The organism is Zarconia sp., from assembly GCF_057467645.1.
In genome coordinates, this window is sequence record NZ_JBRJXU010000054.1 from 111,866 (window position 1) to 125,913 (window position 14,048).

Sequence of the window (14,048 nt, forward strand, 5' to 3'; positions counted from 1 at the left end):
ATTACAGCACTTTTAATATTAGTGAGGTAAATATTTTTTCCAGGATTGTCAGATGAAATACCAGAACTAGTGCTGCTACGCAGAATTAAAAATGCGTCTTGAAAAGTTGAACGGGACTCAAACCGACACCGCTCGCGATGCACGCAAAATTAAAAATGCTGACTGCACATCGCTTTGCTGCGTTTGAGAACGAGCTTGTTATTTCTGCCACGCTGCACTAGATATTACTGGTAACCACTCGATATGCTGAATCAAAAACAACTGGCTCGTAATCAAAAGCTTTTGATTATCTCAAATATTGCAAATATCCCTCTGATGACCAATTTTGGTGCTGTTGATGCTAGCTTACTTCAGCTATATGCAACCAGTATCCTAGGTTTACAAGAAGCTGAAATCGGTTTTGCCATTGGTTTACCTTCCTTAGTTATACCTCTACAAATGGCAGGGATTTATTTTGTCAAGCGTTGGGGAAGTAAAAATACTCTGATAATTGGTTTTGCTTTATTATTCTGTTTATTACCATTAATGTTGATTGTGCCTGTAGTTTATGCAAAAAATAAAACTCTGGGTTTTGCTTTTTTTTGTATTACTATTTTATTAATGAATATTGTTCATAATGCGACAAAAGGAGTTGCTTTTCAACCGATTATCCGGCAATCCACCTTTCCAGAAAAGCGTGGATGGTTTTTGGCTAAAATGCGGCTAACGGTAAATGGGTTTAATTTACTTTTTTTTGCGATTCTTTCTGTGACAATTGGAGCAAAATTAGCACTTCAAGATTACGCATATATAGTGCTTTTGCTGATGATATACTGTTTATTTGCAGGACTCATAACTGATAAAATTAAAACCTCTAACAACCCTAAATTATTTTCTGAAAAACGCTATGATTTTATTGAAGATATTCGCGATATATTTGCCAACAAAAAATACCGTTTATTCATCACTATTCTGACTTTATGTTTTCTTTCCTCTTTGCCGCTATTTGTCACTTATTTAGCAATGGGCTTACAGCTTAATGCCAATTATATTTCCCAGTTAATCACATTAAATATAGTAGGCACTCTGACTGGGATAGCAATTTGGGGGCGACTCATAGACCGCATTGGCTTTATGCGTACCCTATATATTATTGTCTTAATGTTAGCCACTGTCGGAATGCTATGGCTATTTGTGCGACCCATTGAATGGTCCTATGGTTGGTGGCAGTTGTCATCTCTATCCTTGGTCTTAATTACTATTCTGACTGGCTTTTTACAATCGGGATTGAAAATGGCATTGCTCGTTGGCGTACACAATACTGCCACGGAGCGATCGGCTGTTACAGCATTAGCTTTCTTCAATAGTATCGGAATGATTCTGGGCAATCTCGTCCCCTTTTTTGTTGGATTTTATTTGAATTTTACATTAGGCGTATGGAGACTTTATCTGGGTGCTATTAATCTTGACAGTTATCAAATGATGGGTTTATTGAGTGCTTTCTTATGTTTGTTGAGTGCCTTTATGTTCGATCGCAGCCGTGAGCTTACCATATAAGTCTATAGGGGAGGGGATGCTTCCTATGTTAGGAGAACGCGATTGGAGCTAACTCCTCAAAATCGCAAAAGTTTAGAAATTCAAGTAAAAAGATAACGATCGATGCCAGTGTTACAGCTCACTATCTGTTAAATAAACGAGATAGATGTACAACGACAACGGCTGGACAGAGAACCGGTTCATCAATCCCTCTATTTGTGGTCTAAAACCGTCCTTTCTAACTACATTTTACGAATGTTTGCCGAGGGTGTTGAGATGGCACATCCCATTGAAGGAAGACTACCTTTTTTAGATCGTAAAGTTGTAGAGTTCGTTCGGAATATGCCTGTTTCCCTTAAAATTCGGGGTCAGACCGAAAAGTATGTCTTAAGAGAAGCCGCAAAGCCGTTCATCATCATCGATCGAGATTTGGCGGTTGTTCGATCGAATCTAAAGTTTTTCAGGGGATATCTTGGCAATCTCAACTTTCAAATCTAAAATTTGATGGGGGTTTTTGAACCCATTCATAAAATAAAGATCGAATAGCACTCGTCTCGACATTTGTCGATCGCAGAGTCTCATTTTTTTACCATAGGAGCGACAACATACTGATGGACGTTAAGTTAATCTTACTCATCATCACCCCTCTATTCACCCTCGGATGCCTGTATTTCGGAACTCGCAACGGGTTCTACGATACGGACAAATATCACGGCAACGGTTCGGCGCACTAACACGAGCAAGTTGCATTCACCAACGAGATCGGGATGTCGGGAGACTAGCCTTCTGACATCCCGATTGTGTTCTAGAGAGACAAAGAAGGGTTTGAAAACGGCGATCGCGCCAGGACCTTTACATCCCGACATCGATACTTATCGCAAGTCGATCGCCGTATTGTACGTAAACCCGCGAAAATTCGAGGTCAACTCGATCCGATATTCCCCACTCTCGGGTAACGCACCACTCCAATCCACAGCCCCGGCATACCCGACTCCCCCGGTAATTTCCTGACCGTTGGGGGCAATGACAAAAGGTAGCGGCCCATCTTGTGCTTTTAGAGTCAGAGTTTGCCCCTGGGAGGCGGTAACTAAATACTGGTGATTCCCCGTACCGACGATGCGATCGTCCAGGGTAAAGGATGTCGGTCCGGCGGGAAAGCTAACCCGTGCCACTTTCTGGTTGCAGCTACTTTGAGTGAGGTTTTTCGAGATCCACCCCTCGACCGGATCGCTAATTTCGAGCCAGTTATCCGCTTCCCGTTCGACCGTGACGATCGCCCCATTATCGAGTTGACCCACCACATTCCCCGTCACTGGACTAGAACGAACGTTGAGGGGGGCATCGGGGTCGTCTACCACTGCGCTGGTGGTAATGCAGCTAATGGTGCGAATATCCGCCGGTTGCGGTTCGGGATCGGGATTCTGGGCGGTGGTGGGAGTTTGGGTAACCGTTGGTGTGGGTGTGGCTGGAGTGGTGGGTGTGGCTGGAGTGGTGGGTGTGGCCGGAGTGGTGGGTGTGGCCGGAGTGGTGGCCGTTGGTGTGGGTGTGGCCGGAGTGGTGGCCGTTGGTGTGGGTGTGGCCGGAGTGGTGGCCGTTGGTGTGGGTGTGGCCGGAGTGGTGGGTGTGGGTGCGGGCGTGTTAGTTGCCGTGGGGATGGGTGGGGTGGCGTTGCTGCAATTGGTTAGGGCGATCGCGATGGTAATAATGGCAACGGAGAAAAGGGGGTGACGTTTCATCAGTTTTGAAGTCTTCTGGGTCGAGTCGGGACTCGAAGCGATCGCCCTGGCAGATCTGACTGCGCGAACGTTCCGAGTCTGAAACCTTTTTACATTCTAGAGGGGATGCGATCCGGATGAAATCGATCGCTTTGTGGAATATTTGTGGGGAATTACTCCTTGAGATCGGGGAATGTCGGGAGTTCGCTACAATAGCTTGGCATCCGTCTTGAGTTTTGATTGCGTTTAATTTCGTTCCTCCCATTCACGATGCAGCAGTTTAATAATGCGTTTACGATCTTTTTGAGTTTGCTCGTCGAGGCGCTTCCCTTCCTCCTCTTGGGGGTAGTATTTTCGAGTGCTTTGCTATTGTTCGTCAACGAGCGACAACTCGTCAAACGCTTGCCCCGCAACCCCGTTTTGGGGGCACTCGCCGGTAGTTCCATCGGCTTTTTGTTTCCGGTGTGCGAGTGCGGTAACGTCCCCGTAGCGCGGCGATTGCTGCTTCAGGGGGTTTCGCCGTCGGTAGCCATCGGTTTTTTACTGGCCGCCCCAACCATCAACCCGATCGTCATTTGGTCGACTTGGATCGCCTTTCGAGATCGCCCGGAAATGGTATTCTGGCGGGTAGGCGCGTCGTTAATAATCGCCACCATCATCGCCGTGGTTTTCAGCGTCCAGCGTGATATGCGTCCCCTGCTGCAACAAAACCTCTTGCGGGCAATGCCCCGATCTCGCCCGGAAGCCAAAACCTCCCCAGAAACCCCCAGTTTGCTGAAATCGGGAACCTATTTTCTCGGACAGTCGGGGATGAATTTGGAAACAGCGGCTTTTGAAATTTCCTCTCAGTCTCCGCTCGGTTTATCTCCCGAGCTGGCTATCCCCGGTGGTGTTGCTGCCTGCTCTTCCAATCGGGAACGCTGGAGTTTGTTTGTTGAGAACGCCCTTCAGGAGTTGCGAGAGTTGGGGGGGGTTTTAGTCATCGGTAGCGCCATTGCCGCCATCGTTCAAGTGGCGATTCCTCGGGAAATCGTCCTGAGTTTGGGACAGGGACCGATTTCGTCGATTGTGGCGATGTTGGTTCTTGCCACCTTGGTCTCGATTTGTTCGACGGTGGATGCCTTTTTTGCCCTCTCGTTTTCCTCAGCGTTTACGAATGGTTCTCTACTAGCATTCTTAGTTTTCGGCCCGATGATAGATTTGAAAGCGATCGGGTTGATGTTTTCGATTTTTCGATCGCGGGCGGTTATTTATCTATTTGTCCTCGCCGCGCAACTGAGCTTTATCATCGCGTTGCTGATTAACTTGCATTGGAGTTAAACCTTCAATTCGGCTATGAAACGTGCTAAATTTCAAGCTTGGATACCCTGGATCGATGCGACTGCGATCGCGGCGTGGGGGTTTCTGATGCTCAAATATTGGGTCACTGACAAACTCAACATCCTCATTCACCCCGCCTATACCTGGCTGTGTATCGTCGGAGGTTTGGGACTGCTGGCCATTGGCGGGTTTCGGTTGGTGGAACTGTGGCAGCAACGGCGCCGGAAGTTGTCGCCGAATCCGACGATACCGTCGATGGAACATACCACCCTCTTTCCACCCGGTTGGGGTTCGATGTTGCTGCTGACGGCCGCGATTCTGGGCATACTCATTACCCCCCGTCCCTTCGCCAGCCAAGCCGCATTGGAAGTAGGGGTCACGGATTTACTCTCGGGTACGCGATCGCAACCCCAAAGCTTCCGCGCCAGCAAAAACCCCGAAGAACGAACCCTCATCGATTGGATTCGCACCCTCAACGTTTATCCCGAACCTACCGCATACGAAGGGCAAAAAGTCAATCTCACCGGATTTGTCATTCATCCCCCGGATTTCCCCCCAGACTACTTCGTCATTTCTCGCTTCGTGATTACCTGTTGCGCGGCGGATGCCTACCCGGTTGGATTGCCGGTACGGTTGCCAGAGAACGCCACAGAATATGACGCCGATACCTGGTTGAAAGTGGAGGGGGAAATGGGGGTTACGCGCCTTTTAGATGTGCGCAAACTCGTCATTGTCGCCGAGTCTCTCGAAGAGGTTCCCGAACCGGAAAATCCCTACGATTCCTAGGGAATGGACAATTGACAATGGACAATTGACAATGGGAAGCGCGGCACGCAAGTAATAAGTAATGAGTAGGAGTCGTATAGGTTAAGCCCGAATTCAGCCGAATGCGCGCCTCTTGATTCAGGAAAAAAATTAGATCCAATTCATTTGTTGCATTCTTCGCTCTCAACAAGAGGTCAAACTTATTACTTATTAACGCCACGTGCAACTTTAGGTAAAGCCATATAGCGAGCGAGCCGAAAAATCCCCCATTCCCCATTCCCCATTCCCCATTCCCTATTCCCCATTCCCCGTTCCCTATGACTCGCGTAAAACCTCAAAATCCGATCGCGTTCCGGTGGCAACCCATCGATCGCATTGCCCTCAGCGTGATTCTCGGACTTATGGTATTGATGCTGGTGTTGATGCTCGGCGGCGATCGCACCGTTCCCCGAATTCGCGATTTTACCTGGGAAAACCGACAGGTGGGAGCAACCGATCGCGCGTTTCTGTTCACTTTCAACCGCCCCATGGATCGAGTCAGCGTCGAAGAAAACCTGCGCATCGAGCCGCCGCTACCGGGTAAAATTAGCTGGGCGGGACGGCGCATGGCCTACACCCTCGATCGCCCGGCGCCATACGGCTCCGAGTATACCGTCACACTAGATGGGGCGCGCGATAGCTTTGCGGCTGCTAAAGACCGCGATACCACCATCGAACCGTTTGAAAGCAATTTTCGCAGTCGGGATTTGGCCTTTGCCTATATCGGTGTGGACGAGTCGGAAGCGGGACAGTTAATTCTCTACAACATCACCCAGGAGGAAAAAACCGTCCTCACGCCACCAGATTTGCGGGTGATGAATTACCAAATTTATCCCCTGGGCGATCGGATTCTCTTTTCTGCGGTCGATCGCTTCTCCCCCAATGAAAGCGCCATCGACGTTCAACTCTACACCGTCACCACGGGGATTCATCCCCACGTTCCCGAGGGCAAAGAACCCGATCCCGAACGTGCGGGTAAAATCGAGCGCATCCTCGATAACCAAGAGTATCAAAACTTGCAGTTCGACCTCTCCCCTCAAGGGGATACCATCGTCGTTCAGCGATCGAATCGCCAAAATCCCGGGGCGAATTTCGGTTTGTGGGCTATCCGAGATGGCCAAAAACCCGAACCCCTCGAAAGTGCCCCAGGCGGGGAGTTTGTCGTTGCCCCCAGCGGTCGGGAAATTGCGATCGCCCAGGGACAAGGTATTGCCTTGCTACCTCTCGATGAAAATGCCGCGAATACGGGCGAACCCCTGGCGTTTTTCGCCGAATACGGCAAAGTCATGGATTTTCGCCTTGACGGTTCGGCAGCGGCGATGGTTAAGTACAATCCCGACTACACTCGAGGGCTGTACTTGGTACCTAATCAAGGGGAACACCAGCAGATTATCAAAACCAACGGCTCGATTCTAGAAGCTCAGTTCGATCCCACAGGCAAAGTACTTTACTGTTTGCTCACGGATTTGGATGAAAGCGGGGAAGAGTATCGGGAAATTCCCTATATTGCGGCAGTCGATCTCGAATCGCAACAATTTCAACGCTTGCTCACCTTTGAAACGCCACAGCCGGATATTCACATCGATATTGCCGGCGATGGTTTATCGCTGATGTTCGATCAAATTGCCAATGTCGATTCCCGTCGTTCGTCGAGTCGGGATAACGCACCGCGTACCAACTCCGGTGCGGCGATCGAATCGAGCAATTTATGGTTGCTGTTTCCTCTGGTTCCCGATTCGGAAGATGGCTCGCTTCAACTCGAAGCGGAACAACTGCCCATCAATGGTTTTTATCCCCGTTGGTTGCCGTGATCTCAAATCCGGTTGAATGACTATAATTCCGGTGGATGCGAGCAGCGGTCGGACCCCTAGGGGGCCGCCTACGCAAGGGAACGCCGACCGTTGGGGAGCAGGCAATCGCGGTGGGAGAAAGTGACTCGTGGGATTTGCATATTATGGTGAATTACCCGGATCTGATATGAGTACCCATGGGTGATGACGTCGACACCAGAGTACCACCCACACAGAAAAACCCTCTCCCGGAGAAGAGGATTTTTCGATCGAGTATTGTTCGGACTTCCGGCGCAACAATACAGTGGGATTGTGACTTGCCGTCTTATTAAGTTCTCTTTAATACTAATAATTCAAATCTTCTGTAACTGGAAAATGAGAGATTTTTGATTATGAGTAACGATCTGAAGTTAATATGACGGGCTGCGAAAGCAATCGAGTCAGTTTACCCAAGACTATACCGGGTAAGCCAATTCTATCTCTTCGCTTTCCTCAAGTAGGTAAAACAAGATTAAATTTAAGGTTTTGCGATCGAGGCATCCTTTACGCACCGCCACTTCCCCAAACAACAATGAAGTGTATTGCTGTTCGGCAAGTATCAGTTCGACCTGTTCGCGATCGAGTAACTTTGCTGCCTCGAGATACTCTCCCAACCGCTGCTTTCGGGGGACTAATTTGAGCTGGGGCAATTCCTCGACAAAAAAGTCCACCGTTTCTTGAGCCAGCCATCCCCGACGGGCGAGAATTTCACCGAAACGCTGGGATTGCTCTTGGGTTTGTTGTTCGTGCAGAACTTTTCGGATTTGGCTGTCTGAGAGCAATCCTGCTTGTTTCAAAAGTTGACCTAAAAGTAAGTTGTGGGGTGCGAACCGAGAAACCTCTCGTCTTTTACGGGAAAGTTCGATGAGTGACATCGGCAACGATAGCGGCCACAGAAGAGTGGCAACGAGCAGGACGATCCACGAACTCCGATCGCTCATTGGCGTTCGCAAATCCTCCCAGAAAAGACTCAACCAAATTGTAAAAACTGTCAGAGCGCCAACTACATAGTAAGTAAGTACCGTTTCCATCGTGAAACTTTTCTCTCGTGCTTTGCTTTGCTTGTTAATTTGACTCGTACACCCTGGCAGAAACAATAACCCAGCCAAACGTCGTTATCTTAAAGTTTGACAAGCGACCCGTTTATCTCGAAATTTAGGGCATCGGGACGCCGATGGTACAACATGAAGAATGACGAATGTAATATCGTCATTTAGTTTTGGGCTTAATCTAACATAGCGATTCTAAAACCAAAGGCAAAGTTGATGAAAATATACCATCGACAGATTAATGCAAATGACTCAAAAACTCTCAGAGAATATCCGTAATTTCACTAACCTCTCTAAATCTAACATGAAGTTTCAATCGGTGTACCGTAAATATACGGATTGAAGTCATCTTGTTTTTTAGATCTATTGAGCTGAAATGAATATCTTACACTTAACAATATCGTGTTTTTATCATAAAAGCATGTTTATATGATGCTGGTTTAGCAAAGCTTTTTTAAAGCGATACCTTCTAGAAATCCAGTCTTAGCTTGAAGAATTGTCCGGGTTTACGCTCGTTGCTCGAACAACCATCACGCTCGCGTCTTATTTCTATCTGTCATGGATCGAGACAGTAAAAGTCGGTCTGGGGGAAGGAGCGTAACGAGCGATTGCTGACATTTAGCGAACTCAACATAATGGATTATCGATACTTGTGGAAACTCGATCGTGGTGTCGGTGGGGTTAGATTTCCCAGTTTAAAACCCGAGCGATTTGCTCGACTAACATCGCCGGGTCAAACGGTTTAGTCAGCACGGCAGCCACTCCTAATTGAGCGTAGCGTCGTTGTTCTGCTGCTTGAACTTTTGCCGTCAGTAAAATTACGGGTATCTTGCAAGTATTTCGATCGGATTGTAATTTTGCCAAGGTCATTAACCCATCCATCTCTGGCATCATGACATCTAACAGGATGGCATCGGGAGTATTGACTCGAGCTAAATACAAGCCGACATGACCCGAATCTGCTCCAAGAACTTCCCAATCGCTGTGAATTTCGATGCTCAGCTGAGCGACTTCCCGAATATCCGCTTCATCGTCAATGACCAAAATTTTCTTGACTACCATTAGAAATTACAGTCATGCAAAAGAATTAATGGTTGGTATATAGTTGTAAAACGATAAATATCTATATTTTGAAAAGATCTGATGCATTCCGATGGAACGGGTTTAAATTTTTTCTCAACCCCTTTGTTAAGGAAATATAAAAAATAGACAAGCAGATACCGAATGATGGCAAAGGCTGTAGCTCGATCGATGGAAAAGATGGCTTAAGACCAGGTTACTCGATCGAACAACAATCGTTTGAAGAGAAATAATGAATCTTAAATTTTGTCTAAAAAAGTGAATTAAACTGACACACTTTAAGTGTAGCAGGATGACCGACTATCTCTCAACCTTCGGTCTTTCTCGATGGGAGAGGGTTTTATCTCCAAAAAAAGGCGAAAATCGACGCCAGAAACTCGAAAATATTCAAGAAAAACGCCGGGGAACGCAATGATGATGGGTGATTCGTTTACATGTTTAATACCCGTCGCGGCACTAGATTTCAACGCCTAAAGTCTTGGGTTCCGACAGGGGTAAGGTGACGTAGAATTGACTTCCAACCCCCAAACGACTTTGGGCCCAAATCCGACCGCCATGCTGCTGCACGATTTGACGGCAGATGGCCAAACCCAGTCCAGAACCGCCCTTTTGGCGAGAATCAGAGGCGTCTACTTGTTGAAAGCGACCGAAAATACGGTCTAATTGGTCTGAGGGAATCCCCCGTCCGAGATCGCTGACTTGGAAGCACACCTGAGACCCCTGTTGCCAAAGGCGAATCGAAACGGTTTCTTGGGGGGGTGAAAACTTAATCGCGTTACTAATCAAATTAATCAGAGTTTGCAAAATGCGATCGGCATCTGCCCAAACCGGGAGGACGTTTGTCTTGAAATCGATCGCGTTACGTTCTCCAGTTTGAATATCGTTTTGAATCTCGAAAGTGCGATCGTCCCAGATAGCATGTAGGGTAACACCCGCAGACTCCGCCATCGCCTGCATGGCTTCGGCCGCTTGGAAGATCAGTTCCACCGCATTGCACTGTTGCAAGAGAATTTGAATTTGACCCGATTCCATCCGCTCGAGATCGAGAATATCGTTAATCAAGCGACAGAGGCGATCGGTATTTTTGAGAGCAATGTCGAGCATTCGCTGACCTTTGGGCAAGAGTTGTCCCAATTTTCCCGTCGCCAGCAAACCCAAAGACCCGCGAATCGAGGTCAGCGGCGTACGCAGTTCGTGACTGGCAACAGAAAGAAATTCATCCTTCATTTGTTCGACGGCGTGGCGATCGCTAATATCAATTTCTACGGCAAAATAGCCCTTCACCTCCCCCATTTCGCTAATATCGGGAATGTAGGTGACGCTGAGGTAGCGGCTGGTACCCTCGATTTCCGGTTGCTGGATTTCGTAGGAGACTCGCGAACCGGATAACGCGGTATCGATATAGTGGCGGCAAGCCTCGTAGATCTCTTCCCCACAGACTGCTGACACGGGATGCCCGGTAATTTGCGAGAGGGGTTTGCCCAGCCAATCCTCGTAGGTGCGATTGTTAAAGCGATAGACCCGTCGGGCATCCACGTAAGCGATCGCCACCGGGAGAGCATCAGCAGTGAGGCGAAGTTGTTGTTCGCTGCGACGCAGCGCAATTTCCGCTCGACGGCGCTCTCGAATTTCCCGCTCCAAATTTTCATTGAGCGCCCGCAGTTGAGCCGTGCGCCGATCGACGATGTCCTCTAAATTATCGATGAGTTGGGCAATCGAGATGGCAATTCCCATTTGATCGGCGAGCTGTTGCAACAGTTCGATTTCAAATGTCGTCCACTGTCGGGGTCGATCGCATTGATGGGCGATGGCAAAGCCCCATAATACGGGCAATGTTTCCTCTCCCGCCTGCTTGGTGCCGGCCCCAGACACCCAAATGGGAACGACCAACGCGGCTTTCACCCCATAACTGCTCAGTAACGAGAAATTCCCCGCTTGCTCCGATCTGGCACTCTCAAGATCGGGAATGGCGTAGAATTCTCCCACGTTCGTGCCGTCTCGATCGCTCGTGTAAAAAGACGGATCGTCGATTTCGAGTCCGGCCAACGTCGGCCAACCCGGAAGCACTGCTTCTTTCACCACCCGTCCCGTCACCCCCGACGCCCGCTCGAAGATCGCGACGCGGGAGGCTTGGAGTAATTTTTGCAGTTCTTTGACAGCGGTTTGTAAAATCTCTTCGAGTTCGAGAGATTGGCGAATTTTGAGGGTGACCTCCGAAAGCAGTTGCGATCGCTGATAAGCCAGGTATCGTTCTTGCTGGGCTAATTTTTGCTCCGTAATATCCCGACCTTCTGCAATGAGCAACACCACCTTCCCCGCCTCATCGGTCACCGGTTTGAGGGAAAAATCGAGGGTGACGGTCACTCCACCGGTTCCCATCGCGTCCACCTCCTCCCGAACGAACTCACCGGCTCCCCCTCGAACGATCGCCTTTTGGAGTTGAGTTTGAATCGACGGTGCCCCTTGCCACCATTGGGTTTCCCAAAACAGTCGTCCGACGACTTCGGGTAATGTTAAGGCGGCAAAATCGAGAGCGGTTTGGTTGATTTCGATGACGGTGCCATCGGGTTGGAGCAAGCCGACGAACTGAAAGGCGCGATCGAAAATTGCGCGAAATTTCCGCTCGCTTTGCCGCAGTTTCCGTTCTGCTTGCCGTCGCTGCAAGGTATTGGTGACGATCTCGCTGACAATGCGCAGCAACCAAATACTGCTCTGGGACCAAATTTTCGGTTCCTCGATCGCGTCAAAGCCAATAAACCCAAGCGTCTGGCCTTGGTAGATCGCCGGAACCGCTGCCATAGACAGCACTCGATCGCCGTGCCACCCGATGGGCGTTGAAGGGGTTTGGGAGCGTTGGATGTAGAGGACTTCACCGGCTTTGAGACGCTCGATCGCCGCCGGAAACCTCTCTATGGAGATATTTTGCCAGCGCTCGCGTTCCGGTTCGATGCCGGGGGAGACCCATTCGTGGGTCATGCTGACCTGGGTTCCATCTTCGCCAAAAAGGAAAATATAGCTGGCATTCACCCCGGCAAATTCGCCAATTTGTTGCAGCGCTCGTTCGATTCCCCCATCGATTTCTTCCGATCGCAGGTTGAGAAAATCCGTCGAGATGCTCATCACCAGCTGCTCGAAGGCCAACTGATAGCGTAAGGATTCTTCGGCTTGTTTGCGTTCGGTAATGTCAATTCCCACGGACACGGCAGCAGTATCTTGCTGGTATTTTTGAGCGGCGATTAGGTAAGAACACTGGGCACCGCGAATATTGACATCGACCGTCCGCCATGCGGCTCGATCGGAACCGGCCATGAATTCAACGATAAACTCCGTAAACTGGGACTGACCTTCCATAAATCCCAGGGGTTGACCGACAAAGGCCTCTGGAGAGCGGTTCAAACTGGCCGCTAAATGACTGTTGACTCCCTCGTAGCAGAGCATCGGACCGTTGCAGCGATCGCGATCGCGGACGATCCAGGATACGAACCCCGGTACGGCATCCAAGACTGCCCGCAATCGATCTGTGGCGGCTTTGAGTTGGGCTTCCGATTGCTTGCGTTCGGTGATGTCGTTGGCAATGCCGAGAACTTGGTACACCTGACCGAAATCGTCGAGTAAGGGAACGTAGGTGGCAACGGCGACAAACTCGCATTGAGTCCGGGCGTTGTACATCTTGCATTCTCCAGTTTGAGCGGTGCGCGTGGCGATCGCCCTTTCAAGCAGGGGAAGATAACTCGAAGTCACCCCGGGCGGAAAAATATCTTCATCCCGTAAGCCGATGGATGCTTCGAGAGATCGACCGCTACATCGCAACCCCTCGCTATTGATAAATTGATATCGTCGATGGCAATCGTAAATGGCGAAGATATTGGGAATGTTATCCACCGCCACCTGGAATTGGGCTTCTAGTTTGCTAATTTCGAGTTGCGCCAGCAGGCGATCGCGAATTTCTTCGACGAGCAAAGCATGGGACTCTTGGAGTTGGGCCGTTCTCTGACCGATACGCCGTTCGAGTTCCCGGACGAGTTTGTGAAGCCCAGCGGTGGTTTTCCCCGGAATCGTTTGGGGGGGGAGTGGCGGTCCGATCGCGTCCAGGGAACGGAGGAGTTGGCTCGATGCGAGCTCGCCGACGAAACGACCTCGATCGTCAACAACGCACAGAAAATCGAGATCGTATTGGCGCACTAAATCGATGGCGCGGCGATGGAGAACCCGCCATCTCTCGGGTTCCTTTTCTCGACGGGGAAGAGTCAAGATAAGGGGTTCGGGAGTCATCACCCGTTCGAGCTCAACCCCGAGATCGAGGTGGTTGGCGATCGCTTCGACTAAATTTATTCCGGTAAAAATCCCCACCAACTGCTCCCCATCCAGGACGAACGCTCGATCGGTTTGTCGATCGTGCATCTGGGCGATCGTCTCTTCGATTGAAGTCGTCGGGGTCACTTTAACCAGGTGGGTCTCGATCGAGTCTAACAATACGTTATCCACGCTTTTATATTCCTCTTTAGTTGGCTTGGAAACGGGGTGTGGGGTGTTGGGAAAATTCATCTCCCTTGTCTCCCTTATCTCCCTTGTCTCCCTTATCTCCCTTGTCTCCTTGTCTCCTTGTCTCCTTATCTCCTTGTCTCCCTTGTCCCCTTGTCCCCTTGTCCCCTTGTCCCCTTGTCCCCTTGTCCCCTTGTCCCCTTGTCCCCTTGTCCCCTTGTCCCCTTGTCCCCTTGTCCCCTTGTCCCCTTGTC

General features: G+C 49.5%; 10 protein-coding genes. 6 read left to right on the forward strand and 4 right to left on the reverse strand.

The window, feature by feature from the left end; genetic code table 11:
• Nucleotides 1–243: 243 nt before the first annotated feature.
• The 3 genes from AC2215_RS07770 (at nt 244) to AC2215_RS07780 (ending at nt 2,249) form a co-directional block, all read left to right on the forward strand.
• Complete coding sequence (locus AC2215_RS07770) at nt 244–1,536, forward strand: MFS transporter (protein WP_486809397.1); 1,293 nt, start codon at nt 244–246, stop codon at nt 1,534–1,536.
• Between the two features lie 162 nt (nt 1,537–1,698).
• Complete coding sequence (locus tag AC2215_RS07775; RefSeq protein WP_486809410.1) at nt 1,699–2,013, forward strand: asparagine synthase-related protein; 315 nt, start codon at nt 1,699–1,701, stop codon at nt 2,011–2,013.
• A gap of 113 nt (nt 2,014–2,126) precedes the next feature.
• Nucleotides 2,127–2,249: a hypothetical protein gene (locus tag AC2215_RS07780; RefSeq protein ID WP_486809398.1), complete on the forward strand. Its 123-nt coding sequence runs from the start codon at nt 2,127–2,129 to the stop codon at nt 2,247–2,249.
• A gap of 138 nt (nt 2,250–2,387) precedes the next feature.
• Here the strand turns inward: AC2215_RS07780 and AC2215_RS07785 are convergent, their stop codons facing one another.
• Nucleotides 2,388–3,251, reverse strand: a complete 864-nt coding sequence (locus AC2215_RS07785; protein ID WP_486809399.1) for an SH3 domain-containing protein — start codon at nt 3,249–3,251, stop codon at nt 2,388–2,390.
• Between the two features lie 249 nt (nt 3,252–3,500).
• Between AC2215_RS07785 and AC2215_RS07790 the strand changes: the two genes are divergently transcribed.
• The 3 genes from AC2215_RS07790 (at nt 3,501) to AC2215_RS07800 (ending at nt 7,165) form a co-directional block, all read left to right on the forward strand.
• A complete protein-coding gene (locus AC2215_RS07790; protein ID WP_486809400.1) occupies nt 3,501–4,550 on the forward strand; it encodes a permease in 1,050 nt (349 codons plus the stop codon).
• A gap of 15 nt (nt 4,551–4,565) precedes the next feature.
• Nucleotides 4,566–5,336: a TIGR03943 family putative permease subunit gene (locus tag AC2215_RS07795; RefSeq protein WP_486809401.1), complete on the forward strand. Its 771-nt coding sequence runs from the start codon at nt 4,566–4,568 to the stop codon at nt 5,334–5,336.
• A 296-nt stretch (nt 5,337–5,632) separates the two neighbouring features.
• A complete protein-coding gene (locus AC2215_RS07800; protein WP_486809402.1) occupies nt 5,633–7,165 on the forward strand; it encodes an Ig-like domain-containing domain in 1,533 nt (510 codons plus the stop codon).
• Between the two features lie 434 nt (nt 7,166–7,599).
• On the opposite strand, the gene AC2215_RS07805 is transcribed toward AC2215_RS07800, so the two are convergent.
• The 3 genes from AC2215_RS07805 to AC2215_RS07815 all read right to left on the reverse strand — a co-directional run bounded on the left by AC2215_RS07805 (nt 7,600) and on the right by AC2215_RS07815 (nt 13,857).
• Nucleotides 7,600–8,214: a hypothetical protein gene (locus AC2215_RS07805; protein ID WP_486809403.1), complete on the reverse strand. Its 615-nt coding sequence runs from the start codon at nt 8,212–8,214 to the stop codon at nt 7,600–7,602.
• A gap of 699 nt (nt 8,215–8,913) precedes the next feature.
• Nucleotides 8,914–9,294 carry a response regulator gene (locus AC2215_RS07810; RefSeq protein WP_486809404.1) on the reverse strand — a complete coding sequence of 127 codons (381 nt, stop codon included), beginning with the start codon at nt 9,292–9,294 and terminating at the stop codon, nt 8,914–8,916.
• Between the two features lie 474 nt (nt 9,295–9,768).
• Nucleotides 9,769–13,857, reverse strand: coding sequence for a PAS domain-containing protein (locus tag AC2215_RS07815; RefSeq protein ID WP_486809405.1), 4,089 nt, complete (start codon nt 13,855–13,857; stop codon nt 9,769–9,771).
• Nucleotides 13,858–14,048: the final 191 nt, after the last annotated feature.